Source organism: Streptomyces sp. NPDC015532, assembly GCF_043078065.1.
In the GTDB taxonomy this organism is placed as follows: Bacteria; Actinomycetota; Actinomycetes; order Streptomycetales; family Streptomycetaceae; genus Streptomyces.
The window spans coordinates 64,909-91,552 of record NZ_JBIBSY010000021.1; the positions used below are offsets into that span (position 1 = coordinate 64,909).

Consider the following 26,644-nt stretch of genomic DNA (forward strand, 5'->3'; position numbering starts at 1 on the left):
TCCGGTCGGCGTGCGGGGCGGGGGTGGGCTAGGCGCGGTCGTGCACCGTGCCGGTGAACTCCGGGCCTTCGTGCTGTGTGCCGTTCTCCTCGTCGTAGAGCCGCAGACGCAGCCGTACCGTCTCCGCCGGTTCGGTCACCGTGTCAGCGACGACGGGAATGGTGATCTCGGCGCTCGTCCGGCCGGGCGGGATGTCGGGGTACAGGAAGAGTCCGCGCAGCCGGGACAGGGGCCGTGACGGCAGTGGTGCCTCGCCGGTGTTGTTCCGCAGCCACTCGGGATCGACGTCGGTGGTGGACAGTTCGGCGCCCGAGGCGACGGGCAGGATGACGACGTCGGCGCCGACCTCCACGTCGGCAGCCTCGGAGAGCGACATCCGCCAGGTCAGGCTCCCGCCCTCGACGGCACTGGCGGCGGCCGGGGTCACCGCGACGGTGGGCGCCGGATCGTCGTTCCGCGCGGTGACACCACCCCGGTAGGCACCGGTCACGGCGCCGTGGACCGCCTTGACGAAGATGTCGTGGGACACGTCGTAGCCGTAGCGCGTGTTGCCCCGGACCTCGACCGGCACCTCGGGGCTCTGACCGGGCCCCACGGTCACCTCGCGCGAGATGGTCCGGCCCGTTTCCGGATCGGCGACGAACAGCCGGAGCGTGCCCTTCCCCCGGCCGGTGACCTTCACCGGCACGTGGTAGGTCCGCACGCCCGGGCCGCCCTCGTCGACGGTCAGCCGGCCGATGTCGACGCGTACCAGGTCCGTCGCCGGGACCGCGGGGGTTCCGGCGCGCCATCCCCACGAGTCGACGAGCCACGCCTGCCCGGAGCCGGTGCGCGGGACGATCTCCAGGGACTTCACCCGGTGGGGATCGACCCCCGCACGGATGGCGGCGGCCAGCGGCAGCCGGACCTCCTGGCCCCAGAACGAGGCGGTGCGGTCGGTTCCGGGCAGGCCGTCGAGACGAACCTGCCCCAGGGTCGCCCGGTGGCCCGAGGTGTCGGTCAGTCCGATGTCGAACCGGGCGTCCCTGGTGTTCGGCGGAACGATCAGACGCAGCGCCAGGTCCCGGGAGCCGGCGATCGAGACCGGCCTCGCCGACGTCACCCGGACCGCGTGACCGGCGGACGTCCATCGCAGTGCCACGGCCCGCCGGCCCGGCTCCTGCGACGCCGCCCAGGTGGCGAAGTGCGGCGAGACACCGCTCCTGCCGGAGCCGAGGCAGGCCTCCGACACGGTCTCGGTCACCTGCTGGCACAGCCTGCCGCCGTCGACGGAGACGTGTCCGTCCGGAAGGAACGCCGGAGTCCGGCGGCCGCCGACCGCGTGGGTGAGAACCCGGACGGGACCGGCGGAGGGCGCGCGCCGACCCGTGCCGTCGAGCAGCGGCCGTACACGGTCGTCACCGGCGACGAACAGCCGCGCGGCGGCGGCGATGTAGGTCGAGCCGGCGGTGTGCTGCTGACGGGCGGTCAGCCTCGTGGCGGTGCCGGGCGAGCACACCCGGTCGCGCTCGTCCCCGTTCCAGAAGTCGTCCTCCGCCGGCGCCTGGGCCTGGCCCGGTGTCCACTCACTGTTGAAGAAGTTGTGGTTGGCGCCGACGATGTAGACGGCGCTGTGCAGAGCGGCACCGCGGCTCACTCCGCGGGTCGCGTCCGCGTACATCTCGCCCTGGAGGTCGGACACATCTCCGTCGCAGCCGGGCAGGATCGTCGCGGAGGGGACGTCGGGCGCCGGGTTCTGCCCGAAGATCGTGGGGCCGATGAGGACGGTGCCGCGGATGTGCCAGCGCACCGGCCCGTGATAGCCGTCCTGGTCGGCCGGGGCACCGTACAGGCTGTCCATGGCCGCCCGGTTCACGCCCTCGCCACCGCGCGAGTGGCCGACCAGCAGGACGCGTGACAGGTCCGCGGGAGCCGCCCGCCGTACGACCGGGGGCGCGGAGGCCGGGTGCTCGGACCAGCTCGCCCAACGGGCCAAGTGCTGCCGCACCAGCGACGACCGGGCCTGCGCGCCGCCGTCCTCCGCCGCGTAGTCCTGTCCGTTGATGCCGTTGGCGGCGATGGACACGGTCACATATCCCTGCGAGGCCAGCAGCTTCTGGTCGGCGAGGTAACCCCGGTAGCTCGGAATGGGCTTGCTGCCCGCCGGGCAGGGCCATTCTCCGCTGGGGTCGTGGCCGCGGGTGGTGTAGCAGGTGGCGTGGCGGCCGTGCAGGAACAGGGCCAGCGGCCGGTGTCCCGGGGCGTTCGTGGGCGCGACCACCACGGCACGCATCTCCACGCGCTCGGCCAGGCCGGGCAGGCGGACCGAGGGGAGCTTGTAGTCACCGGTGGCCGTCCGGTAGGAACCCGGCCTGCCAGGGTCGACGGTGTTCACCGGCACCCGGGCCGACGGCTGGGCCGACAGGCCGGAGCGTTCTCCGGGCTCCTTCGGCCCGGCGGACCGGTTGCGCCCGGCGCCCGCCGCGTCCAGACGCCGTTCGCCGGCCCGCGCCTGGAGGTCGGACGGCTTCCCCACCTGTGCCGGGCCCAGCGCGAGCCGGAACGAGCGGCCGTCCGGCGCGCCGAGGGGACGGCCGAGGAACCGGTCCCCGGAATAGAACGCGACGCCCGAGTCGCTGATGGGCACCGGCTCGGCCGAGCGCCAGACCAGCTGTCGCGCCGCTCCCCCTCCGGTGACGCTCCACCCGGCGGGAAGTCCGCCGTCGGCGTTCTCCGCCGGGGCCGATCCCGTGGACCGCGCGGAGCCGGCGGTGTTGTGCTGTGCCTGGGTCGATCCTGGCGATCCCGCGACCGCTGCGAGTAACAGCGCAGCGACGACCCCTATTCGCCGGACTCGGAACAAGGTTCTTCTCCTCCTGGTCGGCATGCGCCCCCGTCGCCACATCGGTCCCGAAGGGCTCCCCCGTCCCACGAGGACGGACGAGGAGGCCGAAGGGTTGCCTCGCACCAGCGGTGTTTTTGCCTCTCAACTCCCTTGGAGGGAAGAGGAGTCGAGCATTCCGACGCGAAGGAGGGTGCGCCTGACGGGGCGGCCGGACACACGCGGGCCCCGGCGCCGGGGATCGACGCCGGGGCCCGCACGGGGCAGGTCAGGGCTGGAGGGGCATCGTCCAGCAGTTGGAGGTGGCGCGCCTGCCGGAGAGGCGGTCGGTGAGCCAGGAGATGGCGTCGCCCTGGTCGGTGAGGAGGGGCGCGACATGGTTGAGGAGAAGTCCGTCGCCGAGGTTCGGCAGCACGACGGCGTCGTACGTGATGTCGGCGCCCTTGCGGCACCAGTCGACGGCGAGTTGACGTGCCTGGGCGTGCGGAACGATGTCGTCCTGGACGCCGGTGACCAGGCGTACCGGACTGGTCGGCTTCAGATTGCCGATGCGCTGGTCGGCGAGCGTGGCCTGGAGGGCGGGTGTGCTCGCGACGAGGTCGCTGACGGAGCGGCCGTCCGTCGTCCAGGAGGTGCTCTTCTTGAACGCGTATCCGAGGATCGCGTCGCCGACGCACATGGTGGAGAGGTCGTTCAGCGCGGCCTTCCCGGCGGCGTTGATGTGGGCGTCCGCGAAACCCTGAAGGTCGGGGTCGGACTGGAGGAAGCCGTTGAGGGACCAGCCCAGGGCGCCGGCGAGGGCGCTTCCGTCGATGCCCTTGATCACCTCGGTGAGATTGGCGGGCGGCGCGCCGGAGTAGGTGCCGGCCAGGGTGATGTCCGGGGCGTAGGAGGGCTGGAGTTCGGCCGCCGACGCGCTGGCGCCGCCGCCCTGGCTGTAGCCGAAGAGGCCGACGGGCGAGGCGGAGGTGACCGACGTTCCGGCCAGCGCGCGGGCCGCGCGGACCGCGTCGAGCAGCGCGTGGCCGCCGTCGAGGCGGTCGACGTACGTGTGGAGCCGGTCGGTCGCGCCGAGCCCGACGTAGTCGGTGACGACCACCGCCACGCCGGAGGCCAGCAGCCGGTAGATCGCGAGGTCCTCGTAACCGACCGAAACCGTCTCGTCGTTCAGGCTGATCGGGTGTTCGAGCCCCATGGAGGCCGCGCACTGGTCGCCCTGGCCCATGGTGCCGGGGGCCACGGCCACCAGGGGGCGCGGGCCGTCGCCCTTCCAGCGGGCCGAGGGCTCGATGTAGGCGCCGGTCACGGCGACGGGCCGCCCGTTGGAGTCGGTCGACTTGTACATCAGGCGGGTCGCGGTGCCGGGGAGCGGACCGTCGAGGCCGGGCAGGCTGAGGGCGAGGGGGAGCGGTTCGCTGCGGATCAGGGCGCCGTTGGCCGCGGGGAGGTTCGCGGGCGGCGTGTAGAACGCGGGGATGGTCACGCCACGGGACACCACGTCGCCGGCACCGGCCGCCGCCGCGGGGATCGCCTGGACGCTCAGACAGGCGAGAACCGCGAGTGCGGTGGCGAGGAGGCGGCCGCGGTTCCGTGCGGCGAGCCCGGGGCGTGAGGAGGGCCCGGGGCGCGTGGAGATTCCGGGGTGCGCGGAGGGCAGAGCCCGCTCCGGGCGCCGGCCGGACGCCGGACGCGGCTGATGGGTGTTGTGGGGTCGTTCCATGCGGCTCACTCCCTGCTTCGTCAAAACGTGGGGGTCGTGCGGGCGGCCGACGGCGTCAATGGCGTGACGCCGGGTGTGGCTGGTGCGGCTGGGGATGCCGGCCGGGGCCGCCACGGCGGGACTGCCGGTGACGGTCACGGATCGGTGAGGGGGGAAGAGCTGTGCCGGGACGCGGAAGAGGGCAGGACGGGACCCCGCCCGGCCGCATCGCGGAGGTGGACAGGACAAGGACACCGCCGACGCGCCGTCGGCCGGGCGGCGTGTGGTGCGGCGTCCACCCGCGCGTCGTACGACGCCGGGCGAGGCGGCAGGGCTCGGGGGTCGTGTTCGGCGGAGCCCGGGGGCTCGTGGCTGCGGCTCCGCCGTTCCGTGCTGTCTGTCCTTCGCTGTCCCGTGCCGCCTTGTGCCTGTATCGGTTCCCGGCAGCGGCGGAGGTCGAAGTCCCTTTCGACGCCCGCTAGTTACTCCCGAGTCACATCAGGAGAGTAGGAGCGGATGTCACTCAGTGACAAGATGTCTGCGTGCGTCATTTCTGAGCGCCTCGCTATGCTGCCTCCGGTCGGACAGACAGGGGTGGTGGGGCGACGGTGCGCGAAGCGGCACCCGCAGACCGGGCCACGAAGGCCGCGCCGGCCGCGCGGCCGTCACTGGGCGAACGACGCAAGGAGGCTCTCCGTCTGGACATAGCCCGTGAGGCCGTGCGCCTGTTCGTCTCCCAGGGCGTCACGAGCACCACCGGGGACCAGATCGCGGAGGCGGTGGGCGTCTCGACCCGCACCCTGTGGCGCCACTTCCCCACCAAGGAGAGCTGCGTACGCCCGTTACTGACGGCGGGACTCGACGCCGCGACGGATCAGCTGCGGCACTGGCCACCGGAGACCGGCCTGCTGGACTTCCTCACGCGCTCCTGCCGCCACGGGACGCTGCCGTCCGCCGACCCCGCGGTCCTCGACCTGATCCGCATGACACCCACCGAGCCCGCACTGCGCGCCGTCTGGCTCCAGGCCCACGACGACGCGCTCCCCGTCCTCACCGAAGTCCTCGCCCGGCGTTCCGGCGGGAGCACCGACGATCTACGGGTGAAGGTGCACGCGGCCACCGTCAACGGCGCGCTGCGCGCGGCGGCGGAGGACTTCGCCGTACGTTTCGCCGACGAGGCACAGGCGTCGGAGGAGGACCTCGCCGCCTGCATGCACGCGGCACTGCGCGCGGCGTCGGAGGGCCTGCCGTACTGACACCGGCGACGGTCCGTCAGGACACACAAGCCGGAGCCACGGACCGCGGGCGAGCCACATGCGGCTCCTGCGCGAGCCGCATGTGAGCGGCGTACGAGCCGTGCGCGAGCCGCATGAGAGCGGTGTGCTAGCCATGCGCGAACGGCGGTTGAGTAAAGAGTTCGTCTGGTCTAGTCCAAAGGCCCGCTTGGTCTAGTCCAACGTATTGACGTGATCGCGACAGAGCCCGGAAGCTGGGGACTCCCCCACCCCTCTGGAGGCACAGTGAGACGTCTTCGCGCATGTCTGGGCGCGGCCGCCGCCGTGAGCCTGGCCGCGGTCGGCACGACCGCGCTCGTCGCGGGCAGCGCCTCGGGCGCGACCACCGCGCTCAACAACCGCTGGTACGCCGCCGCCCCTTACCTGATGCCGCTGGACAACGATCCGCCGGACGCGGGCGCCATCATGGACGCGACCGGTCTCAAGGCGTTCCAGCTCGCCTTCGTCCTCGCCCCCAACGGCGGTGGCTGCTCGCCCACTTGGGGCGGAACGGCAGCGGTGTCCTCGGACACCGCCGTGCAGTCGGTCATCAACACCATCCGCGCCAAGGGCGGCGACGTCTCCATCTCGATCGGCGGCTACGGCGGCACCAAGCTCGGGCAGACCTGCTCGGACGCGGCCTCCACCGCCGCCGCGTACCAGCAGGTCATCACCAAGTACGGCCTGCACGCGGTCGACTTCGACCTCGAGGAGCCGGAGTACGAGAACACGGCGGCCATCAAGAACGAGATCGGCGCCGCCAAGATCCTTCAGCAGAACAACCCGGGCCTGTACGTGTCCGTCACCACCGCCGGCACGGCGGACGGAACGGGCTGGTTCGGCAAGCAGATGCTGCTGGAGGCGAAGGCGCAGGGCTTCACCCCGAACAACTTCTCCATCATGCCCTTCGACGGCGGCTTCAACGGCGCCGCGTCCCAGACCAGCGCGCTCGCCAACTTCAACACGATCCTCCAGTCGACCTTCGGCTGGGACCAGGCGACCGCCTACGCCCATGAGGGCTTCTCCGGCATGAACGGGCGTAGTGACACCGGCGAGTTCTTCTCCCAGGCCGACTTCCAGACGGTGCTGGACTTCGCCACGAGCCACAAGATGGACCGTTTCACCTTCTGGTCCCTCAACCGCGACCGTCAGTGCTCCCCCGCCGACAACGGCGGCCGTACGTCGGGTACTTGCTCCAGCGTGGCCCAGAACTCCTGGGACTTCGCGAAGTATTCGGTGAAGTTCGCCGGCGCGACCCCGCCCACCGGCACCCCCACCCCGACGCCCACGCCGACCCCGACTCCCACGCCGCCGAGCAGCGCCTGCAAGACGGCCTGGAACGCGGGGACCGTCTACACAGCCGGCGACGAGGCCTCGTACAACCACCACAACTGGAAGGCCAAGTGGTGGACCCAGAACGAGACGCCGACCGGCGCCGAGTGGGGTCCGTGGCAGGACGAAGGCACCTGCTGACCACCTGATCGGCTCCGGACGGGGTGCGCCCACGGGCGCTCCGTCCGGCTTCGCAGGGCTGCCGCGCCGAGGGGGCGGCGTCACCCGGGATCCGGGCGGCGCCGCCCCCTCACCGCGCGGCCTCGGGGCCGGCACGCAGCGCCTCCCTCATCACCTTCGCGGTGGCCGTCGGGTCGTAGCCCTCGGGCACACCCGGGACCAGGATGATGTCCCCCTCGATGTGCCGCGAACGCAGCGGAGCGATGTCCTGGTACGCCGGTGAGTCCCACCAGGCACGCGCCTCGGCCATGCCGGGGAAGCCGATCACGACGACATGGCCGGGCCAGCCGCCCTCCACCACCTCGTGCCGCGTGGCATGCACCAAAAAGCGGCCGTCGTACGGTTCGAAGGTCGGGCCGATCCGCTCGATGTACTCGGCGATGTCCGGGTGCGGTGCGGCTTCCCGCAGATGAGCTATGGCGTACGCGGTCATGGTGTCCTCCGGCCTCTCGGGATCCGTACCCGACCGACCCTGGCAGCCGCGCCCGCAGGAGTCGATTACCCGGGAGGTAAGCGACCCGAGACGGCCGCCCGCCGCCACGGTCGCGGGACGACGACGGCACAAATGACCGCTTTTCCGCCGAAGGTCCGTCTCTGAAGTGCGTTCTCCCTGTTCAGGGTCTTGTAGCTGCCGCCGATGCCTGATCTTCTGTACGCCCGGTGAGCACATGGCGCCTCACCTCATCAGGTCCGCCCGCGGCCCGGGTGAGGCGAGGCCGGCAGGAAAGGCGAGGACGTGGACCCAGTGGCTGGGCAGGACGTGCGGAGGTCGCTGCCCGAGGGGCTGGGTACGGCGATACGCGAGACCGCCGAGGACATCGCCGCACTGCTGCGTTCCGATGCCGACATGGATCGCCGGATCCCCGGCGCCACGTGGAGTGTCGGCGAGGCGGCCGCACATCTGGCACTGGCCAACGAGCTGATGGCCGCGCTCGCGGAAGGACATGCGCGCCCCTACGGGGACGGCACTCCGCAGAGCCTGGCCGCGGCCAACGAACGGTCACTGGCGGAGTTCGGGGAGCGGGCGGCGGAACCGCTGGCGGCGATGATCGTCACGCACGCCGACGCCTGCGTGACGGCGTTGGAGGAGGGCGCGGCGGACGGGACCGTGGTCACTCCGCTGGGCTCGATGAGCCCACAGGACCTGGGTTCGTATCTGCTCACACACATGCTCGGCCACGGCTACGACCTCGCCCGCGCGCTGGGGCGGCCCCACATGCTCGACCGGGACCGGGTGGAGCTGACCCTGCCGTTCCTGCTCACGGCGATGCCGCGGGTGGCCGAACCGCGCAACACCGCCGGCATGAACGCCCGCTACGCCATACGGCTGTGGGGCGGCGGCGCGTTCGGCGTGACGCTGGCCGACGGCGTGGTGAGCGTCGACGAGCGGCCACCGGCGGGACCGGACTGCACCATCTCCATCGAGCCGGTCACCTTCCTCCTGATGGCACTCGGCCGCCAGGGACAGGTGAGCCCCATCCTCCGCGGCCGCATCCTCGTCCGTGGCCGCAAGCCTTGGCTCGCGCCCCGCTTCCCCGGCCTCTTCACCGCGCCCTGAGCGCACCGCCCCGCACCGGCCCGCGCTCGGCGACGGCTCCGCGAGGGGTCAGCCGAGCCTGCGGTCGAGGTTGAAGGCGGCGCTGATGAGGGCGAGGTGGGTGAAGGCCTGGGGGAAGTTGCCGCACTGTTCGCCGGTGTGGCCGATCTCCTCCGCGTAGAGGCCGAGGTGGTTGGCGTAGGTGAGCATTTTCTCGAAGGCGAGCCGGGCCTCGTCGAGACGGCCCGCCCTGGTGAGTGCCTCCACGTACCAGAACGAGCAGATCGAGAAGGTGCCTTCGTCGCCCTGGAGACCGTCGGGGCTCGTCTGCGGGTCGTAGCGGTAGACCAGGGAGTCGGACACCAGGTCCTCGCCCAGGGCGTCGAGGGTGGCGAGCCATTTGGGGTCGGTGGGGGAGATGAACTTCCCGAGCGGCATCATCAGCAGCGACGCGTCGAGGATGTCGCTGTTCTCGCACTGGGTGAAGGCGTTGCGGCTGCTGGACCAGCCCTGGCTCATGATCCGCTGGTAGATCGCGTCGCGGGCTTCACCCCAGCGCAGCACGTCGGCGGGCAGGCCACGGTGCCGGGCCAGCCGCATGGCACGTTCGATGGCCACCCAGCACATGACACGCGAGTAGAGGAAGGGCTTACGGCCTCCGCGGGTCTCCCACACTCCCTCGTCGGGCTGGTCCCAGTTCGCGCACACCCAGTCGACCAGTCCGCGGATGCTGTCCCAGTGCGCGCTGGAGAGGGGCTGCCCCCACTTGTCGTAGAGGTAGAGGCAGTCGACGAGGGCGCCGTAGATGTCCAGCTGGAGCTGGCCGACGGCGCCGTTGCCGACGCGTACGGGCGCGGACCCGCGATAGCCCTCAAGATGGGTCAGCTCGCGTTCGGGCAGGTCACGACGCCCGTCGATGCCGTACATGATCTGTAGCGGGCCGTCGGGGCCGACGTTCTCCGGGACGCCGCCCTGGACGTGCTCGGACAGGAAACCCATGAAGGCCTCGGCCTCGTCGGTGAATCCCAGGCGCAGGAGCGCGTACACGCAGAACGCGGCGTCGCGGATCCACACGTAGCGGTAGTCCCAGTTGCGCTCACCGCCGATCCGCTCGGGCAGGCTGGTCGTCGGCGCGGCGATGATGGCGCCGGTGGGGGCGTACGTGAGCAACTTCAGGGTGAGGGCCGAGCGGTGCACCATCTCCCGCCATCTGCCCCGGTAGCGCGACTGCGACAGCCAGTGCCGCCAGTAGCGCACGGTGGCCTTGAAGTCCCGCTCCGCCTCCGTCACGGCGCAGAACCGCGGAGCCACCTCGTCGGTGATCCGGTCGAGGGCGAAGACCGCGGTCTCGCCCTCGCGCAGCTTGAACAGCGACCACACGTCCTGCCCCGCGACCTCGACGGGCACCGTGGACGTCAGGGCCAGCTTGAGCGCGGGTGTGGTGAAGACGGCCTGGCCGACGTCGACGTGCACGGTGTGCGGGACCGTCCCGTAGTCGAAACGGGGGGCGACGCGCGCGCGGAAGGGCAGGGTGCCCCGGACGCACACCACCCGGCGGATCAGGCGGTGCCGGTCGGCCTCGCGCGAGTCGTCGACGACCGGCATGAAGTCCTGGATCTCCCCGACCCCGTCGTCCGCGAAGAACCGGGTGATCAGCACATTCGTGTCCGGGAAGTAGAACTGCTTCGTCCGTGCCGGAACGTCCGCGGCGAGTTCGAAGCAGCCGCCCCGGTCGGCGTCCAGGATCGAGGCGAAGACACTGGGCGCGTCGAAGCGCGGGCAGCAGTACCAGTCGATGGTGCCGTCGGTGCCGACCAGGGCCGCGCTGCGCAGGTCCCCGATCAGCCCGTGGTCGGCGATGGGCAGGTAGCGGTGGGTGCCCGTGCCGTACGCGCTGCCGGGCGCGCCACGGGTGGCGCCGTCGGCTCCGACCCCGGAGTTCATGTCCGCCGTACCGGCCATACCGGCCTCCTCTGGGCCCTTACCCGAGCCTCCCCCTCCGCTCCAGGCTAACGAGTCGTCCGGGGTCACGGGCGTTCTCGGGTGCTCAGTGCAGGACCACCTTGGCGGCGACGATGATCAGGCCCAGGGCCAGGTTGACGAAGCCCTCCGCGACGACCAGCCCGCGGGAGGCGCCGGCGCGGACGGCTCCGAGGCATGCCCACATGACCTGCTGGGCCACCGCGATGCCCAGCGCGATCCACAGGCCCGTGCCCACACTCGTCCCGAAGGGGGCGCTGAGGGCCACCGCGGCGGCGGGAAGGGTGGCCGCCTCGACGATGGACCACTCGTGCGTGCCGATCCGGCGGATCTGGCGCAGCGACCAGCGCTGGCCGACGATGCGTTCCCCGGCGATCTGCGCGTAGACATGGGTCGCCCAGAACACCAGGCCGCTGACCACCAGCAGCACGACCGCCTGGAGGCGCGGGTAGTCCCCTGTCGTTCCGGCCGTGGCCACCACGGAGGCGGCCAGGATGGAGCCGTAGATGGCGCCCGCGTAGTCGGTCCGGTGATGTGCCGACCGGTGTGCGTCATCCCCGCCGTCGGGCGGAACGCTGGAGCCACTCACCCGTTCACGATAGGCGGCGGGCCACGCCCCTGCCCGACGGGTGGGCCGTCCGGGCGGACTCGCAAGCAGTGCGTCCGGCGGCGGGGAGGAAGCGGGCCTCAGCCGCCGTCACCGCGCTGCCGGGCGCCGGACGGGCGGAAACACGCCGTGACCGTCTTCCCGTGCCGCTGGCACTTCATGCCCCACTCGTCGGCGAGCATCCGCACGATGCCCACCCCGCGGCCGGACAGCGCTCCCGGCTCCGGGTCACGCTGGAGCGGCAGGGTGGAGTCCTCGTCGTGGACACTCACGTGCAGGCAGTCGCCGTCCCAGGTGAGAACGAGATGCGCGTCGCTCCGGGCGTGGATGTGGGCGTTGGTGAGCAGCTCGGACACCGTCAGCACCACGGCGTCCACCGTCTCGGGCTCCTCCGCCGTCCACGCCAGGGACTCCAGGTGCCCACGGGTCCAGCGCCGACCGGCGCTCACCCCTCCGGAGGCCGGGAACGAGTGCGCCCAGCCCATCGCCTTGACCGCCATGGCCCGTCCTCGCTTCCGCTGGTGTCGTCCGTGTCCTCTCGTACGGTCGTGTACCCGCGAGCCATGCGTACAGTCAGCACCACCACCGATCCTTCCCGCGCATCGCGGGGGCCCTCCACGCCGGCGCCGCCGAGGAGTTCGGGCAGGGCACTCATGTGCCCGGAACGGAGCCCGGACGACGGGGAGGGAGCCCGTCCCGAGGAACGACCCGAACTCCCCTTTGGGGCGAACCCGCACGCGAAAGGAACAACGGGCCAACACTGTCCGTACTATCTGTAAGCCGGGGCATACGCACCACGTGCGGTCGCCCAGCCATGCAGCCCGGTCGACACCAACACGCCCTGCCCCACGGCACCTTCCCGGTGTGTTCATGTGCGACCGCGCGTCGAAGAGAGGTCCCATCGTGCCCGACACCAAGACTCCCACCGAACTGACATCGCAGTACACGGCCCAGGTCGTCGCCGACCTGGAGCGCAACGCCAAGGAGCAGGAGCGGATCAGTGGGGAAATGGAGGCGCTTCAGGAGCAGTTGGACGCTCTGCGCCACGACCACACCGTCCTGACCAACCTGCGTCAGGCGCTGGGAGACGCAGCCGCGCCCGTCGAGACCGGCCCCGAGCCGGCGGCGACGACCTCTGTGCCCCGTCAGAAGTCTGCCGGCAAGTCCGCCGAGGGCAAGCGCGCACGGACCAAGAAGGCCGACAGCGCGAAGGCCACGGCGCGGACGTCCGCGGCCAAGAAGCCCGTGGCCGAGGCCGTCTCGACGCAGCCCACCCTCATCGAACTCATCCGCCGCTACCTCACGGAGCAGCGGGAACCGCGCTCCGCCGCCGAGGTCTCCACGGCGCTGGTCCAGATCCACCCCGAGCGGCGCATCCAGACCAACGTCGTCCGGACCACGCTGGAGAACCTTGTGGCCAAGAGCCATGCCCACCGCGCCAAGCAGGGCACTTCCGTGTTCTACACGGCCGTCGACGCCGACGAGCCGTCGCCCGCCGCGGAACAGCCGGTGAAGGCGGAGACGAAGGTCAAGGCAGAGGCGAAGAAGGACAGCGACTGACCAGGTCTACCCCGGTCAACCGTGCGGGACTTGCCCATCCACGCGGCCTCGCGGGCGCTACGGGCTTACGGGCGCTACGGGCGAACAGTCCGGAGCTCGCGAGGACCCTCGACATGTGTCCCGCGCGACCACACACCACACCACTTGACGCGCTCTCTCCCTGAGGCGTTCGGCGCCGCCCCGAGGACCTGACGAGGTCCCGCGGGAGCCGGTGAAGTCCGGTGCCGCGGCCGCGGCGTTCGCGCCGCGGCCCGCCGCCGGCCGAGGCACGGGTCAGGCCGTCACCTTGGCGATGAACGCCGCGAGGTTCGCCACGGTCCGCTGGATCTTCTCCTCCGGCGTCAGCGACTCGTGCAGCCGCCCTCCGACGCCCGCGTCCCGCTTGCCCCGCACATACAGCGAACAGGCGAGGTCGCTGCACAGGTAGGCACCGACCGAGTTGCCCTGCTGCCCGGCCTTCCCCGCCTTGGGCGCGACCATCAGGGAGACGCCTCCGGTGTGGGTGGTCACGCACACCGAGCACATGCTGCGCCGCAACTGCCCCGCCGTCGTGCTGGGGCAGCGCAGCACGATGCCCTTCGGGCCGTCTCCCGACTCGGCCACGACGTAGGCGCGATCGGGCGCCTGGGGGTCCCGCCAGCCGAGGTAGTCCAGGTCGTCCCAGGGCCGCTCCGCCAGGTCGCGCGGGACGGAGAGACGCTTCGCCTCGCCCTTGGTGCAGTTCACGAACGCGGCACGGATCTCTTGCTCGGTCAACGGCTTCATAAGGCTCACGGTAATTTGCCTAAAGGCTTTAGGCAAATGCATAATCGGTTACGTCGAGGGAGAGGAAGGACATGGGTCGCGCGGGACTGAACGCCGAACGCCTGACACGGGCGGGGGCGGAGCTGGCCGACGAGGTCGGCTTCGACCAGGTGACCGTCTCGGCGCTGGCCAGGCGGTTCGACGTCAAGGTGGCGAGCCTGTACTCGCACGTGAAAAGCTCGCAGGACCTCAAGACCCGCATCGCCCTGCTCGCCCTGGACGAACTCGCCGAGAGGGGCGCCGCCGCGCTGGCGGGCCGGGCCGGCCGGGACGCGCTGACCGCCTTCGCGAACGTCTACCGCGACTACGCCAGGGAGCACCCCGGCCGCTACGCCGCCGCACAGCTCAGGCTCGACCCCGAGACCGCGGCGGCGAGCGCGGGCGTCAAGCACGCGCGGATGATGCGGGCGATCCTGCGGGGCTACGACCTCACGGAACCGGATGAGACACACGCGGTCCGGATGCTGGGCAGCGTGTTCCACGGCTATGTGAGCCTGGAGTCGAGTGGGGGCTTCAGCCACAGCGCCCCCGACTCGGCGGAAAGCTGGGCGCGCGTCCTGGACGCCCTCGACGCCCTGTTGCGCAACTGGCCCGCGCCCTGAGCCCGGCGCTCCGCCGGCCCGCGGCACCGACAGCACGCGCTTCCCGGTCCCGTGCCGGACAGCCGTCGACGCTGCCGGTGTCCGGCACAGGACCATCCGCCGTGCTCCCCTGCCGCCATCGTCCATCGCCGTGCGCGGCAGGCGCATTGCCGGTTCCCGGCAGTGTTGCCTAGGCTCTGCGTGCCGGTCACCGTCAAGAAGTCGACACCGGGCCGTCAAGAAACCGGGGGCGAACTGATGGACCGGCGGATACCGGAGCGGTACCTGGAGGGTTACGCCCGGATACTGACGGATGTCTCCGCCACCGGCAGGCGCCTGACCCGCGACGAGATCGAGTCCCGGCGCTGCCTGGGCGAAGAGGCCGCCGACGCCGGCCACGGCCTGCCCGCCCTCGTCAGCGCCCACCTGTCCGCCGCCCGTGCCGCCTGGCCCGCCTCGCCCGGTTCGGCCGACAGCGCACTCGCCGCGGTCCAGCAGGTCATCGACGCCTTCACCGAGGGGTACGGCCGGGCCCAGCTCCTCGCCGTGCGCAAGGAGGAGGCCGCCCGGCGCGAGTTCATCGACGACCTCCTCTACGGGCGCAGCGACCTGGGCCGTCTGGCCGAGCGCGCGGAGCGCTTCGGTCTGCGGCTCTCCCCCACGCACGCCGTCGCCGTCGCGCAGGGACCGACGGCCTACGACGAATCGGCGCCCGTACCCCGCCAGGTGGAGCGGGCGCTCATCGCCCGCTTCGGCGACCGCAGCATCCTGTTCACCACGAAGGACGGCAGGATGCTGTGCATCGCGCCCGGCGAACAGGACGACATCCTCACCCACTTCGCCCAGCAGGCGCACGCGGCCACCGCCGGCGGACAGGTGGCCGTCGGCCGGCCCCGGCCCGGCCCCGGCGGGGTCGTGCAGTCCTACGAGGAGGCGCTGAACGCCCTCGAACTCGCCGAGCGGCTCGGCCTGGACACGCCCGTACTGCGCGCCGCCGACCTGCTCGTGTACCCGGTGCTGACCCGGGACCGCCAGGCGATGGCCGACCTGGTCCTCGTCACGCTCGGACCGCTCACCGCGGCCCGCGGGGGTGCCCAGCCGCTCCTGGACACCCTCACCGCGTACTTCGACACGGGCTGCGTCGCCGCGGCCGCGGCCCGCCGGCTCTCGTTGAGCGTGCGCGCCCTGACCTACCGCCTCGAACGCATCCACCAGCTCACCGGCGCCGACCCCACCGGCCCCGCGCACCGCTACACGCTCCAGACCGCGGTCATCGGCGCCCGGCTGCTGGACTGGCCCGCACGGGATCTGTGACTCAGCGGTAGTCGGGGTTCGGGGCGTCCGGACGGCAGCCCGCGTCCCATCGCGAACGCTGGTTGCCGTGGGCGGGAATACCGCCGGACCGCTTCAGCAGGGCCGCCATGTGCATCAGGTTCCAGGTCATGAAGGTGGTGTTGCGATTGGTGAAGTCGTTCTCGGGGCCGCCCGAACCCGGGTCGAGATACGACGGGCCGGGTCCCGCCGGCCCGATCCAGCCGGCGTCGGCCTGCGGCGGGATGGTGTAGCCGAGGTGCTGGAGGCTGTAGAGGAGATTCATCGCGCAGTGCTTCACACCGTCCTCGTTGCCGGTGATCAGACAGCCGCCGACGCGCCCGTAGTAGGCGTACTGACCCGCGGAGTTGAGCAGTCCCGAGCCGCTGTAGAGCCGCTCGACGACCTGCTTGGTGACCGAGCTGTTGTCACCGAGCCAGATCGGCCCGGCGAGGACGAGGATGTCGGCGGCCATCACCCGCTCCTGAATGGCGGGCCAGTCGTCCGTGGCGAATCCGTGTTCGGTCATGTCCGGGTAGACACCCGGGGCGATGTCGTGGTCGACGGCGCGGACGACCTCGGTCGTGACTCCCTGCGCCTCCATGATCGCGCTGCTCTTGTCGACCAGCCCTTCGGTGTGGCTCAGCTGGGGTGCCGGCTTGAGGGTGCAGTTGATGAACAGGGCGCGCAGGTCCTCGAAGCGGTACGCGTCGTCGGTTGCCGAGGTCGACGGTGACTCGGTCACGGGTGACTCCTTGGTGCGGGGCCGCGGGGGTGCGGGCCGGGAAACGGAGCTGACTCGGTGGTCGGGTCCGCAGGGTGCTCAGGGGCAGCGTCTCCCGTATGCCCCGGCTTGTCCTCGACCGACTCACTGGAGCGCCTCACACAGGGCGCGCACCGGAGTGTCGCGCCCCGTGCGGATGCGGGACGTACGCGGTGGGACGCGTGCCGTGCGCCCTCATGCGAACGCGTACGACCCGCGACCCGCGCCCCGTGACCCGTAGGGTGGTGATCGTGACGACTGAACGATGGGAACTCGGCGGCGACTTGGGCGTCGCGCGTATCGGATACGGCGCGATGAAACTGACCGGCTGGCCGAGGGGTGAGCGGCCGGACCGGGACACCTCGCTGGGCATTCTGCGCCGCGCCGTGGAGCTCGGGGTGAACCACATCGACACCTCGTACTACTACGCGCGTGACGGGGTGTCGGCGAACGAGCTGATCCGGGAGGCGCTGCACCCCTATCCGGACGACCTGGTGATCGTGACCAAGGTGGGCGCCCTGGTGGAGGGCGCCGACATCACCCTGCCCGCGGACGAGAAGACGGGCCTGACCGCCGACAATCTGCGCCGCGGTGTCGAGGCGAACCTCCGCTCGCTCGGCCTGGACCGGATGGACGTGGTGAACCTCCGGATGGGTGATGTCGGCGAAGCCGGCACCGCCTCCCTGGCCGAGCCGCTGGAAGCGCTGCTGGCGCTGCGGGACGAGGGACTGATCCGGCATCTGGGCGTCTCCAACATCTCGGCCGACCAGTTCGCCGAGGCCCGCAAGGTCGCGCCGATCTCCTGTGTCCAGAACCTCTACAACCTGTCCCAGCGCGGGGACGATCCCCTGGTCGACGCGTGCGCGGAGGCCGGCGTCGCCTTCGTCCCCTTCTTCCCGGTCGGCGGCTTCCAGCCGGTCACCGCCGAGCACCTGGAGGCCGTGGCCTCCCGCCACCGGGCGACCACACCCCAGGTCGCCCTGGCCTGGCTGCTGGCCCGGTCGCCCAACATCCTGCTCATCCCCGGCACCGGCTCCCTGGCACACCTGGAGGAGAACATCGCCGCCGGAGCGCTCGAACTGACCGCGGAGGACCTCGCCGAACTGGGGTAGCGGGCACCCGGCGATCCGTTCCGCGCCGCCTGCAACCGAAGCGGCCCCGATCGTGTCTCACAGCACACGACTGGAGCGCGTGGGCACCGGAATGCCTCACGGGCCCCACGTCCCGGGGAGGCATGGGTCATGAGCGGTTGGGCGGTACCGGGCTACACCGAGTCCCGCGAGCTCGGTTCGGGGGCGAGCGGACGCGTCGCGCTGGCCGTGCACGAGGAGACCGGCCATCCGGTCGCGGTCAAGTACCTCAGCGAGTCGCTGCGCACCCGTCCGGGCTTCGTGCAGGAGTTCCGGGCGGAGGCGCGGCTGCTCGGCGGGCTGCGCAGCGACCATGTGGCCGGTCTCTACGAGTACGTGGAGGGGCCCGAGGGCGCGGCCATCGTCATGGAACTCGTCGACGGGGTGTGTCTGCGGGCCCTGCTCGGCCGGCAGGCCCCGCTCGATCCGGAAGCCGCCCTCGTCCTCCTCAAGGGCTCGCTGCTCGGCCTCGCCGACGCCCACCGCATCGGCGTCGTCCACCGTGACTACAAGCCGGAGAACGTCCTCGTCCGCCTCGACGGCACGTCGAAGCTCGTCGACTTCGGGATCGCCGCCACCGACGGCACCACGGCTGGTATCGCGGGCACGCCGTCGTACATGGCTCCCGAGCAGTGGACCGGCGCGCCCGCCTCCCCCGCCGCCGACGTGTACGCCGCGACCGCGACGTTCTTCGAGTGCCTGACCGGCCGCAAGCCCTACACGGGCGAGAACCTGGCCGAACTCGCCCTCCAGCACGTGGACGGGGCCATTCCCGCCGACGAGGTCCCCGCGCCGGTCCGCTCCCTCGTCCAGCGCGGTCTCGCCAAGGCTCCCGGTCAACGGCCCGCCCACGCAGAGGACTTCGTCGCGGAACTAGAGGCCACGGCCGGCGGCGCGTACGGTCCGGACTGGGAGGAGCGCGGCCGCCGGCGACTCGCGGCGCTCGCGGCCCTGTGCCTTCTGTTGCTCCCCTCCGCCCCCTCCGTTCCGCGCCACGCCACGGACGCGGCGCGCACGGTCCTCGGCGGGGCACCCGACTGGATCCGGGCCTGGCAGCCGAGTCTCCGCGCGCTGCTCGTGTCCGGGGCCGCGCTCGTCGCGGCCCTCCTGCTGACGTACGGCGTCGACCGGCACGCCCCGGACTTCGGCACGCCCCGAAGGGCCGCGGAGGCACTGGCCACCACCAGCGCGCAGCCGGCCGGTGACAGCGGCCCCACGGCGACGGCGGACCCCGGCTCACCGACGCCGTCCTCCTCGGCCTCCGTGTCGGCTCCGCCCTCGCCCTCCGGTTCGGCCACGGACGTCACCGCGCAGCCGTCCGCGTCGGTGTCCGGTCCGGCGTCCGCGTCGGCCACCGCGGCGCCTCCGACGCCACCGGCCACGACGACGTCCGAGCCCGCCACGACGTCCCCTTCGCCCACGCTCGGCGTCAAGGTCAAGTCCGTCGCCTTCGGCGAATTCCGGCAGACGGGCACGGCGACCGCGGCGGCGACGGCGACCATCACCACCGACGGCACCGGGCCGGTCACCCTCACGGTCGCGTGGTTCACCGGTGAGGTCAGCGGCCAGGCCGGAACCCAGGACGGGGCGGCGGAGACGTACCGGCGCAGCGGTTCGACCCAGTACACCATCGCCCTCGACCACACGTTCCAGGCAGCGGGCTGCTACTGGGGTGTCCGGGCCGACACCCAGCCGGCCTCCGCCGACGGCGGTGCCTGGCAACAGCTCCTGACCCGGCGGTGCTCCCTGCGATGAACGACGACTCCGGCGCCCCGGGCGCCCACTCCCCCGACGACGACTACAGCGCGACCGTGCTGGCCAGCCACTGGATCCAGCGTCCTGACTCCTCCGACACGCTTTCCCTCACCGGGAGTTCGCCGACGGTTGCGCTGTCGGGAACGGCGGCCGGGGCCGTCGCGCCCGACCGGGTCGAGGGCACCCTGCTGCGCTTCGGACCCGGCGTGAACGCCGACACCATGCGCCGCGTGGCCGTGACTCCTCCGGCCGTGCCGGTACGCCGTAGGACCTGGCGGCGGCACGCGCTGCCGGCCGTGGTGCTGCTGGCCGTCGTCGCCCTGCTCCTGTGGCATCGCCCCGCGCCGTCCCTCGGGGTGGAGGGCATCACCGTGGCGGCCGTGACCCCCTCGCCCGGATGCGACGAGACCGCCGACATCACGGGCACGGTCACCACCAACGGCAGCCCCGGCGAGATCACGTACCGCTGGGTCCGCAGCGACGGCACCTCCTCGGGCGTCCTGCACGAGGATCTGACGCGTCACCAGAAGCGGGCGCGACTGCACCTGCTGTGGACGTTCCAGGGCAACGGCAGTTACGCGGCACGCGCCGAGCTGCACCTGCTGTCACCGGTGCGCCGCACGGTGTCGACGAAGCTCACCTACCAGTGCCCCTGACCTGACCCGGGCCGGCCGGGTGTGCGGGGACGTCACACGCTCGACGGAGTACAGGCGCTCAGACCGGTGACGTAGTTGAGCTGGGGGCCGTAGCCGGCGAAGGTGGCGATCGCGCCGGGAAGCACGGTGCGGCACGGGGCGCCCTGGCCGTCGGTGTACTGGACGGTGACGTCCACGGTGGTGCCGCAGTCGTTGACGACGGTCGTGTAGCGCCAGTCGCTGTAGTAGTGCACGCAGTCCGGGACGGGTGACGCGTCGACGGCGTCGCCCGCGAGGACCCCCTGCCCGGCGTCTCGCGCGGCGGCGGGCACCTGGGCGGCACCGAGCAGGCCCAGAATCGCGACGGACAGACCCAGAGCCGTCCTGAGCCCGCGCGGATGGATGGGGCGACTGGTGGTGACCATGGAGGCGTCCTTCATGTCGGCGGGAGCGGCGGCCGTGGAGCCGCGGCGCGTGCCACCTTGCAACGCCTGCAAGAATTGCGCAAAGTCATGCAACCTCTTTCAGTCGATGATGAACTCTCAACCGAACAGGTGCTGTTCACGGAAATGTCCCGACCCGGGCCTTGTGCCCCCCTCCGGTAGGACCTGTGCGCGGGGCCGGCCCGGTGGCGGTGGGACCGCGGGTCGGCCCGGTGCGGGCGGCCGGGTGGTCAGCCCCGAGATCTGCCCTGGTCCCGTCGGCCCTGCCGGGGCTGCGGGCGGCCATGTCCGCCGGCACGGCGACGTGACGGTGCCGGGGGCGCGTCCGCGCTGTTGAAGCCGGGGCCGCTCGGGGCGCTGAATCCGCCGGGGACCGCCGGAGCGACCGCGGGGGCACCGGCGGCGGCCGTCGGCGCGGGAGGCGTGGACGGCGTACGGGTGCGCGGCACCGCGCGCCCCACGACGCGGGTGTGTGTCATCAACGGGGCGCAGGCGGCGCAGACTTCCATCAGGTTCCACACCTGGCCAATGGCCGGATCATGGCGCAGAACGAGCAGCACACTGCCCATGCAGTGCGTCTGGCTGCCCTCGTGGGCGGCGCACTGCGCCTGGCGGCAGGCGCAGGCGGCGTCCGCGTGCACGGTGGCCGCGCGGGCGTGGGCCCCGACATGGGCCTCGGCGAAGCGGCGCAGCGCGGCGAGGTCACGGGACCGCGGCGGCATGGCGCAGGGAGAGGAGCACGTGACCGACGCGGTGCGGTCGCTGTGGCCGGAGATGCGGACGGTCCACGAGCGTCCCGGACGTCGCGCGGCAGGAGATTCTGAGTGTGGGAGGTCCAAGACCGGCAGTCCTTCGGCAGTGGGATGTTCGCGCAGACGCGCATGGAGTTTCTTTACCCGCGCGGGCCGGTCCGTCATTCACCGGTGGGCCGCGCGAACGTCCTCGAATATACGAGCGATGGCGTGCGCGGGCCCGGACTGCTGCCGTGCGGGGTTGCGATCTTCCCACAGCGGCGCGTCGGACGAGTTCGACCCGCCTGGGGCCCTGAGGATAACCCCGCCGTGACATGCGGGTCATCAGGGGTGCGCGCATCCCGCGCCCGCGATACCCGCCCGCCGGGTCAGTGCCCGGGGCGGCCGCCCGTGACGCGGCTCCACCAGGAGCGGGTGGCGCCGAATCCGGTCTCGTGGGCCCAGACATGGGTGCACGAGGGGCACTGGAGGTGGAGCAGGCTTCCGGTGGTGGAGAGCAGGTAGCGCCAGTGGGCCGAGCACGACCTCCGCTGCTCGCAGGAGGCGCATCCGCGGCTGTCGGCGCAGTTCGGGCAGGTCACCCAGGCGCGCCGCCCGATGTCCGCCTGCGGGTCAAGCGGCAGCACGGCCGTCTCCGCGACGGGGAAGCACGCCGGCCGCGACGAGCTCGTCGTAGACGCGCTGCTGCCGCTCGTCGAGACCGGAGTACAGGAGTGCGTACGCGGCCTCCTCCTGGCGCATCACCTCCATGGGGTCCCAGTCGGGGCCGAGAGCGGCCAGGACCTGGGCCTGCCGCAGCACCTCGTGGGCGGTGAGGTCGACGGAGAACTCGACCGGCCCGGAATCGGGGCCGGTGGGGAGCGAGGGGTTCTGTGGGGCCATGGGAGAGAACTTAGGTATGCCTTTCTTGCCGGGACAAGAGGAGGTGGGAGAAGTCACAGCGGGCCCGAGGCGGGCGGACGCTCACGAGTTCCACACATCTCCGTCATCCATTGATCACACCATCGGTATGCTCCTGGAGCTCCATCCGCACCACTGAGGGGGGATTCCTCATGCGTATCCGCACTGCCCTGGCCGTCACCGCCGCCGCTGCCGGCACGCTCGCCGCCATCGCCACGGCTCCGGCCCAGGCCACGGAGTACTCGTCCGCGCTGAAGATCAAGGGCGTCCAGTACGACGCGCCCGGCCGGGACTCCAACAGCTGCTCCAGCGGCAACACGAAGAACGAGTACCTGACGATCAAGAACTACTCGTCCGGCACGACCGTCAACCTGAGGGGTTACGTCGTCAAGGACGCGACGGGCAACAAGTTCACCTTCCCGGCGAACCACTACCTGGAGCCCGGGGACTACATCAAGCTCCGCGGCGGCCACGGTACGGACTCGGACGCCGGCAACGTCGTCTACCGCCAGAACTGCAACTTCATCTGGAACAACGACAAGGACAGCATCTACCTGTACAAGTCGTCCGGAGCCCACGCCGACTCCCACGCGTACTCCAAGTCGGCCAACGACCGTGACGGCAACGGCTACGTCTCGTACCACGGCTGAGCCGAGCACCGGGGGCCGCTGACCGGTCCTCGCAGGCCGCCGGGCACCGTCCGCCCGGAACCCACCGCCCCGGGCGGAACGACCTCATGGTCGTTCCGCCCGGGGCGGAGCCGTTCCCCCGGCGCGACGCGATCGCTCCGTCCGGGGCGGGACGACCGCGACGACCGGGGGCTTTCGTCCGGATCCACGCCGTGCCAGGCCTGTCCGAGGCGATCCGGGGCAAACGGCGGTGGACCCGGGAGGAAGCGCCTCCCGGGCGGAAACCGGCCACACCGCGCCTGCCCCTTGGGAGTCCCCGATGCCGACCGCCGTACCGGACGGAGCCGCCGACGTGACCGGCGGCCACACCGAAGCCGCGGGCTCCACCCGCTCGTTCGCCCTGCCCCGGGGCACCGGCCGGACCACCGCCCGCATCGCCGCACTGACCGCGTGCCAGGCGGCGTCGATGGTCGGCTTCGGACTGCTGATCACCGGTCCCGCCCGCGGATGGTGGCCGCTGACGGCCGAGGACACCGTGAACGAGCGCCTCGAACAGGTCCGCACGGGCACCCTCACCACCGTGTCGTCCATCGCCTCGGAGGCCGGCAACACCCTCACGATCGTCGCCCTCACGCTTCTGACCTGCCTGGGGCTGCTCCTGATACCCCGCCTCCCGATGTGGCGGCAGGCGATCTTCCTCTCCGTCGCCGTCTCGCTCCAGTCGCTGGTCTTCCTGGCCATCACCGAGTCGGTGGACCGTCACCGGCCGGACGTGGACCGCCTCGACGCGTCGCCGCCCACGTCGAGTTACACCTCCGGGCACACCGGGGCGGCGACCGCGCTCTACGCGGGTCTGGCGGTTCTCGTGCTGTCGCGGGTCCGCGGGCCCTGGCGCAGGGTCGTGGCCGGACTGCTGCTGCTCCTGCCGCTGCTCGTGGGCGCTGCCAGGCTCTACCGGGGCATGCACCACCCCACGGACGTCCTGGGCGGCCTCGTCAACGGCGGGCTGTCCCTGCTGATCGTGGGGCGCGCCCTGCTGGTCGACCGCTCGGTGACCGCCGTGCCGTCCACGGGCGGCACCCCCTCCGCACGGACCGTCGCCGAGCGTCCGACCGGTACGACCGGTACGACCGGTACGACCGCCGTGATCCTCAACCCCACGGTGACCGACGAGTCCCAGCGTCACGAACTGCGGCAGACCCTTGAACGCCACGGCCACCGCGACCCCGTGTTCCTGGAGACCACAGCGGACGATCCCGGGGCCGGACAGAGCGCCCGCGCGGTCCGCGAGGGAGCGACACTCGTCGTCGTCTGCGGCGGGGACGGAACGGTCCGCGCGGTCGCCGACGCCCTGGCCGACAGCGGCGTTCCCCTGGCCGTCGTCCCCTGCGGCACCGGCAATCTGCTGGCCCGCAATCTCGGTCTGCCGCTCTCCCCCGTCGCCGCGCTCGAAGCCGCGCTGGGCGGCGCTCCGCACCGGCTCGACCTCGCGGGCATCGAGGGCGACGGCCTGCCCGCCACCCGGTTCGCCGCCATGGCCGGGGCCGGGCTCGACGCCGCGATGATGGAGCACACCGATCCGCGCGCCAAGGCCACCCTCGGCTGGCCCGCCTACGCGCTGGCCGGGTTCGCAACACTGCGCACGCCCCGTATGCGGGTGACGATCCGGCTGGACGGATCCCCCGAATTCCGCCGCACGGCCCGCATGGTGCTCGTCGCCAACGTGGGCACCGTCCAGGGCGGGGTCACCCTGCTGCCCGACGCCCGTCCCGACGACGGACTGCTCGACCTCCTGGTCCTCGACCCGCGCGGACCCGGCGGCTGGCTGCGGGCCCTGCGGACCCTGCTGCGCGGACGCGCCACACCCCGGCGGCCGTCCCCCGTACGCGCGCTCACCGCCGAGGGCGACGACCACCACGGGCTCCCCGTGGAGTTCTTCACCTTCCGGCGGGCCGAACTCACCTTCGACGCGCCGCAGTCCAGGGAGCTCGACGGGGATCCGGTCAGCCCCGGCCGGCGCCTCACCGCCGAGGTCCGCCCCGGCGCCCTGACCGTCCTGCTGCCCTCCCAGGAGAAGTGAATGGGGACCGCGACGAAGGTCCCGGAGACCCATGTCATGGCCGGCGACGAACTCTCCGCCGACGAGGCCCTGGCGTCGCTGCGCCGGTACGGCGGCTGGCCCCTGCTGCGCGACGCGTTCATCCGGTTCCGCTACGCCGACGGGTTCAGCCATTCCCGTGCGCTCGCCCTCCAGACGGTCCTGGCCCTGGTCCCGCTCGCCATCGCGTTCGTGGGTCTGTCCTCGGTCGTGCACTCCGAGAACATCGGCAGCGTCGCCGAACTGACGATCCGCCGGATCGCCGCGGGCCCGAGCGCCGAGGTCGTGGACGACGCGCTGCGCCGCAGCCGGCACACGGCGGGCGACGGGGGGCAGGTCGCCCTGTGGTTCGGGCTGGCCTTCTCCCTGGTCAACGTGACCACCGCGATGTGCCAGATCGAGCGCGGTGCCAACCGGATCTACGGGAACGAACGCGACCGCGTGTTCCACCGGAAGTATCTGCGCGGCCTGGTCATGTCGCTGAGCGCGGGCATCCCGCTCGGCCTCGGTTTCGTCCTGATGGTGGCAGGCGGCGATCTGGCGTCCGCCGTCGTGACGGTCTACCACCTCGACGGAGCCGCCAAGACCGCCTGGGACATCCTGCGTTGGCCCTTCGGCCTGATCCTCGCCCTCATCTCGGCCAGCGCGATCTTCCGCCGCTCGCCCCGTCGTCGCCAGCCCGGCTACACCTGGCTGGCCTTCGGTGCCGCCGTGTACCTGGTGCTGTGGACGACGCTGACCTGGCTGTTGAGCCTCTATCTCGGGGTCAGCGGCAGCTTCGACACGGTCTACGGCCCTCTCAGCGCCTTCATGTCGCTGCTGCTGTGGGCCTACCTGACATCGATCGCCCTGTTCCTCGGACTGTCCTTCGCCGCCCAGCTGGAGGCCTCACGCGCGCGGCGCCCCGGTCCGGTCCAGCCCGACCCAGGAGTCTGAATGGCGCGCACAACGGTCCGGAACCTGAGGGAACGCCGCCGGGTGGCCGACCGGCGGTTCGGCGCCCGGCTGCTCGGCTCGGCCGCGGTGGCCGCGGTCGCGGCGGTGCCGTTCGGCCTGCTCCTCGTCCTGGTCGAGGGCCAGTGGCGTCCCCTGCGCCGGCTGGACGCGGGCGCTGCCCGCCGGCTGCACGAGGTCGCCCTGGAGCATCCCGCCTGGACGGGCACGCTGCGTTTCCTCTCCGACCGGGTCTGGGATCCGGTGACCCTGCGTACGGCTGTCGCGCTGCTGACCCTCTGGCTGGTGTACCGCCGGGCCTGGCGTCTGGCCGCGTGGTCGGCGGTGACAGCGGTGGCCGGCGGGTTCATCGGGCTCCTGGTGAAGACGGTCGTCGAGCGGGCACGTCCGTCGCTGGAGGATCCGGTGGCCCGGGCGCCCGGGTTCTCCTTCCCCTCGGGCCACGCGATGACCGCCACCACCTCGTTCGCCGTCCTGCTGCTGGTTCTGCTGCCCATGGTGCCGCGCTCCTGGCGCGCGCTGTGCTGGGTGGCCGCCGTGGTCTCGGTCGTCGGCGTCGGCTTCACCCGCGTCGCGCTGGGCGTTCACTGGTTCAGTGATGTGCTGGGCGGCTGGCTGCTCGGTCTGACCGTCGTCGCCCTCACCGCCTGGGCGTTCGAGGCCTGGCGGGCCGACACGGGCAGGCCCCACGCCGACATCGGGGAAGGTCTGGAACCCGAACTCACCGAGGAGCGGCCCGAAGCCGAGGCCCCGGGAGTCAGGTGACGGGCGGTCGTACGACCAGGTCCTGCCGGAGCATCGCGCCACGGCGCGGGGAGGTTCCGCCGATCGGCCCACAGGTCCCTGGTGTTCACCTGCCGGGGACGGCACAGAATGGCTCGACACCGATCCGAGGAGCC

Annotated in this window: 25 protein-coding genes; 13 read left to right on the plus strand and 12 right to left on the minus strand. The window is 72.0% G+C overall.

Going from position 1 to position 26,644, the window contains the following annotated elements; all coding sequences use genetic code 11:
• Positions 1-28: 28 nt before the first annotated feature.
• The gene (locus ACF07B_RS38770) at positions 29-2,842 is read right to left on the minus strand and encodes a hypothetical protein (protein WP_392182365.1); all 2,814 of its coding nucleotides are present in this window, start codon (positions 2,840-2,842) and stop codon (positions 29-31) included.
• A gap of 247 nt (positions 2,843-3,089) precedes the next feature.
• Positions 3,090-4,541 carry an alpha/beta fold hydrolase gene (locus tag ACF07B_RS38775; RefSeq protein WP_392182366.1) on the minus strand — a complete coding sequence of 484 codons (1,452 nt, stop codon included), beginning with the start codon at positions 4,539-4,541 and terminating at the stop codon, positions 3,090-3,092.
• Between the two features lie 587 nt (positions 4,542-5,128).
• Between ACF07B_RS38775 and ACF07B_RS38780 the strand changes: the two genes are divergently transcribed.
• Together ACF07B_RS38780 and ACF07B_RS38785 are read left to right on the plus strand one after the other, a co-directional pair.
• Complete coding sequence (locus ACF07B_RS38780; RefSeq protein WP_369485969.1) at positions 5,129-5,776, plus strand: TetR family transcriptional regulator; 648 nt, start codon at positions 5,129-5,131, stop codon at positions 5,774-5,776.
• A 264-nt stretch (positions 5,777-6,040) separates the two neighbouring features.
• The gene (locus ACF07B_RS38785) at positions 6,041-7,267 is read left to right on the plus strand and encodes a carbohydrate-binding protein (RefSeq protein ID WP_392182367.1); all 1,227 of its coding nucleotides are present in this window, start codon (positions 6,041-6,043) and stop codon (positions 7,265-7,267) included.
• A gap of 109 nt (positions 7,268-7,376) precedes the next feature.
• Here the strand turns inward: ACF07B_RS38785 and ACF07B_RS38790 are convergent, their stop codons facing one another.
• Positions 7,377-7,739, minus strand: a complete 363-nt coding sequence (locus ACF07B_RS38790; RefSeq protein ID WP_392182368.1) for a DUF1330 domain-containing protein — start codon at positions 7,737-7,739, stop codon at positions 7,377-7,379.
• A 303-nt stretch (positions 7,740-8,042) separates the two neighbouring features.
• On the opposite strand from ACF07B_RS38790, the gene ACF07B_RS38795 reads away from it, so the two are divergent.
• The gene (locus tag ACF07B_RS38795) at positions 8,043-8,864 is read left to right on the plus strand and encodes a maleylpyruvate isomerase family mycothiol-dependent enzyme (protein ID WP_392182369.1); all 822 of its coding nucleotides are present in this window, start codon (positions 8,043-8,045) and stop codon (positions 8,862-8,864) included.
• 48 nt (positions 8,865-8,912) lie between these two features.
• On the opposite strand, the gene ACF07B_RS38800 is transcribed toward ACF07B_RS38795, so the two are convergent.
• From ACF07B_RS38800 to ACF07B_RS38810, 3 genes are all read right to left on the minus strand, one after another.
• Positions 8,913-10,805, minus strand: a complete 1,893-nt coding sequence (locus ACF07B_RS38800) for a glycoside hydrolase family 15 protein (RefSeq protein ID WP_392182370.1) — start codon at positions 10,803-10,805, stop codon at positions 8,913-8,915.
• Positions 10,806-10,890: 85 nt separating this feature from the next.
• A complete protein-coding gene (locus ACF07B_RS38805; RefSeq protein ID WP_392182371.1) occupies positions 10,891-11,412 on the minus strand; it encodes a hypothetical protein in 522 nt (173 codons plus the stop codon).
• A 98-nt stretch (positions 11,413-11,510) separates the two neighbouring features.
• On the minus strand, positions 11,511-11,930 hold the full coding sequence (locus tag ACF07B_RS38810; protein ID WP_392182372.1) for an ATP-binding protein: 420 nt from the start codon (positions 11,928-11,930) through the stop codon (positions 11,511-11,513).
• A gap of 403 nt (positions 11,931-12,333) precedes the next feature.
• On the opposite strand from ACF07B_RS38810, the gene ACF07B_RS38815 reads away from it, so the two are divergent.
• Positions 12,334-12,990 (plus strand): hypothetical protein, encoded by a 657-nt coding sequence (locus ACF07B_RS38815; RefSeq protein ID WP_392182373.1) that lies wholly within the window; start codon positions 12,334-12,336, stop codon positions 12,988-12,990.
• Positions 12,991-13,263: 273 nt separating this feature from the next.
• On the opposite strand, the gene ACF07B_RS38820 is transcribed toward ACF07B_RS38815, so the two are convergent.
• Positions 13,264-13,755 carry an FBP domain-containing protein gene (locus ACF07B_RS38820; RefSeq protein WP_362402295.1) on the minus strand — a complete coding sequence of 164 codons (492 nt, stop codon included), beginning with the start codon at positions 13,753-13,755 and terminating at the stop codon, positions 13,264-13,266.
• Between the two features lie 71 nt (positions 13,756-13,826).
• Between ACF07B_RS38820 and ACF07B_RS38825 the strand changes: the two genes are divergently transcribed.
• Together ACF07B_RS38825 and ACF07B_RS38830 are read left to right on the plus strand one after the other, a co-directional pair.
• Positions 13,827-14,396 carry a TetR/AcrR family transcriptional regulator gene (locus ACF07B_RS38825; protein ID WP_392182374.1) on the plus strand — a complete coding sequence of 190 codons (570 nt, stop codon included), beginning with the start codon at positions 13,827-13,829 and terminating at the stop codon, positions 14,394-14,396.
• Positions 14,397-14,630: 234 nt separating this feature from the next.
• On the plus strand, positions 14,631-15,689 hold the full coding sequence (locus ACF07B_RS38830; RefSeq protein ID WP_369483207.1) for a PucR family transcriptional regulator: 1,059 nt from the start codon (positions 14,631-14,633) through the stop codon (positions 15,687-15,689).
• Between the two features lies 1 nt (position 15,690).
• On the opposite strand, the gene ACF07B_RS38835 is transcribed toward ACF07B_RS38830, so the two are convergent.
• Positions 15,691-16,431, minus strand: a complete 741-nt coding sequence (locus ACF07B_RS38835; RefSeq protein ID WP_362402289.1) for a flavodoxin family protein — start codon at positions 16,429-16,431, stop codon at positions 15,691-15,693.
• Between the two features lie 332 nt (positions 16,432-16,763).
• On the opposite strand from ACF07B_RS38835, the gene ACF07B_RS38840 reads away from it, so the two are divergent.
• The 3 genes from ACF07B_RS38840 (at position 16,764) to ACF07B_RS38850 (ending at position 19,990) form a co-directional block, all read left to right on the plus strand.
• Complete coding sequence (locus ACF07B_RS38840; RefSeq protein WP_392182419.1) at positions 16,764-17,561, plus strand: oxidoreductase; 798 nt, start codon at positions 16,764-16,766, stop codon at positions 17,559-17,561.
• A gap of 129 nt (positions 17,562-17,690) precedes the next feature.
• Complete coding sequence (locus ACF07B_RS38845) at positions 17,691-19,334, plus strand: protein kinase (protein WP_392182375.1); 1,644 nt, start codon at positions 17,691-17,693, stop codon at positions 19,332-19,334.
• Positions 19,331-19,990 carry a hypothetical protein gene (locus tag ACF07B_RS38850; RefSeq protein ID WP_392182376.1) on the plus strand — a complete coding sequence of 220 codons (660 nt, stop codon included), beginning with the start codon at positions 19,331-19,333 and terminating at the stop codon, positions 19,988-19,990. The genes ACF07B_RS38845 and ACF07B_RS38850 overlap by 4 nt, the downstream gene beginning before the upstream one ends.
• A gap of 32 nt (positions 19,991-20,022) precedes the next feature.
• Here the strand turns inward: ACF07B_RS38850 and ACF07B_RS38855 are convergent, their stop codons facing one another.
• The 4 genes from ACF07B_RS38855 to ACF07B_RS38870 form a co-directional block, all read right to left on the minus strand.
• Positions 20,023-20,394, minus strand: a complete 372-nt coding sequence (locus tag ACF07B_RS38855; protein WP_392182377.1) for an alpha-amylase — start codon at positions 20,392-20,394, stop codon at positions 20,023-20,025.
• Positions 20,395-20,642: 248 nt separating this feature from the next.
• Positions 20,643-21,134, minus strand: a complete 492-nt coding sequence (locus ACF07B_RS38860; RefSeq protein WP_392182378.1) for a hypothetical protein — start codon at positions 21,132-21,134, stop codon at positions 20,643-20,645.
• Positions 21,135-21,532: 398 nt separating this feature from the next.
• Positions 21,533-21,790 (minus strand): hypothetical protein, encoded by a 258-nt coding sequence (locus ACF07B_RS38865; protein WP_362402275.1) that lies wholly within the window; start codon positions 21,788-21,790, stop codon positions 21,533-21,535.
• Positions 21,777-22,046 carry a DUF6400 family protein gene (locus tag ACF07B_RS38870; RefSeq protein ID WP_392182379.1) on the minus strand — a complete coding sequence of 90 codons (270 nt, stop codon included), beginning with the start codon at positions 22,044-22,046 and terminating at the stop codon, positions 21,777-21,779. The genes ACF07B_RS38865 and ACF07B_RS38870 overlap by 14 nt, the downstream gene beginning before the upstream one ends.
• Before the next feature lie 170 nt (positions 22,047-22,216).
• On the opposite strand from ACF07B_RS38870, the gene ACF07B_RS38875 reads away from it, so the two are divergent.
• The 4 genes from ACF07B_RS38875 to ACF07B_RS38890 all read left to right on the plus strand — a co-directional run bounded on the left by ACF07B_RS38875 (position 22,217) and on the right by ACF07B_RS38890 (position 26,510).
• On the plus strand, positions 22,217-22,714 hold the full coding sequence (locus ACF07B_RS38875) for a lamin tail domain-containing protein (RefSeq protein WP_392182380.1): 498 nt from the start codon (positions 22,217-22,219) through the stop codon (positions 22,712-22,714).
• 298 nt (positions 22,715-23,012) lie between these two features.
• Positions 23,013-24,773 (plus strand): diacylglycerol kinase family protein, encoded by a 1,761-nt coding sequence (locus ACF07B_RS38880; RefSeq protein ID WP_392182381.1) that lies wholly within the window; start codon positions 23,013-23,015, stop codon positions 24,771-24,773.
• Positions 24,774-25,727 (plus strand): YihY/virulence factor BrkB family protein, encoded by a 954-nt coding sequence (locus ACF07B_RS38885; RefSeq protein ID WP_392182382.1) that lies wholly within the window; start codon positions 24,774-24,776, stop codon positions 25,725-25,727. It abuts the gene before it with no gap.
• A complete protein-coding gene (locus ACF07B_RS38890) occupies positions 25,728-26,510 on the plus strand; it encodes a phosphatase PAP2 family protein (RefSeq protein WP_392182383.1) in 783 nt (260 codons plus the stop codon).
• The last annotated feature ends 134 nt before the right edge of the window (positions 26,511-26,644 follow it).

Excerpts from the sequence above, each read along its gene's own strand:
- ACF07B_RS38775 (WP_392182366.1), bottom strand. The coding sequence starts at position 4,541 with ATGGAACGACCCCACAACACCCATCAGCCGCGTCCGGCGTCCGGCCGG.
- ACF07B_RS38790 (WP_392182368.1), bottom strand. The coding sequence starts at position 7,739 with ATGACCGCGTACGCCATAGCTCATCTGCGGGAAGCCGCACCGCACCCG.
- ACF07B_RS38800 (WP_392182370.1), bottom strand. The coding sequence starts at position 10,805 with ATGGCCGGTACGGCGGACATGAACTCCGGGGTCGGAGCCGACGGCGCC.
- ACF07B_RS38810 (WP_392182372.1), bottom strand. The coding sequence starts at position 11,930 with ATGGCGGTCAAGGCGATGGGCTGGGCGCACTCGTTCCCGGCCTCCGGA.
- ACF07B_RS38820 (WP_362402295.1), bottom strand. The coding sequence starts at position 13,755 with ATGAAGCCGTTGACCGAGCAAGAGATCCGTGCCGCGTTCGTGAACTGC.
- ACF07B_RS38825 (WP_392182374.1), top strand. The coding sequence starts at position 13,827 with ATGGGTCGCGCGGGACTGAACGCCGAACGCCTGACACGGGCGGGGGCG.
- ACF07B_RS38840 (WP_392182419.1), top strand. The coding sequence starts at position 16,764 with ATGAAACTGACCGGCTGGCCGAGGGGTGAGCGGCCGGACCGGGACACC.
- ACF07B_RS38845 (WP_392182375.1), top strand. The coding sequence starts at position 17,691 with ATGAGCGGTTGGGCGGTACCGGGCTACACCGAGTCCCGCGAGCTCGGT.
- ACF07B_RS38850 (WP_392182376.1), top strand. The coding sequence starts at position 19,331 with ATGAACGACGACTCCGGCGCCCCGGGCGCCCACTCCCCCGACGACGAC.
- ACF07B_RS38855 (WP_392182377.1), bottom strand. The coding sequence starts at position 20,394 with ATGGTCACCACCAGTCGCCCCATCCATCCGCGCGGGCTCAGGACGGCT.
- ACF07B_RS38860 (WP_392182378.1), bottom strand. The coding sequence starts at position 21,134 with ATGCCGCCGCGGTCCCGTGACCTCGCCGCGCTGCGCCGCTTCGCCGAG.
- ACF07B_RS38870 (WP_392182379.1), bottom strand. The coding sequence starts at position 22,046 with ATGGCCCCACAGAACCCCTCGCTCCCCACCGGCCCCGATTCCGGGCCG.
- ACF07B_RS38875 (WP_392182380.1), top strand. The coding sequence starts at position 22,217 with ATGCGTATCCGCACTGCCCTGGCCGTCACCGCCGCCGCTGCCGGCACG.
- ACF07B_RS38880 (WP_392182381.1), top strand. The coding sequence starts at position 23,013 with ATGCCGACCGCCGTACCGGACGGAGCCGCCGACGTGACCGGCGGCCAC.
- ACF07B_RS38885 (WP_392182382.1), top strand. The coding sequence starts at position 24,774 with ATGGGGACCGCGACGAAGGTCCCGGAGACCCATGTCATGGCCGGCGAC.
- ACF07B_RS38890 (WP_392182383.1), top strand. The coding sequence starts at position 25,728 with ATGGCGCGCACAACGGTCCGGAACCTGAGGGAACGCCGCCGGGTGGCC.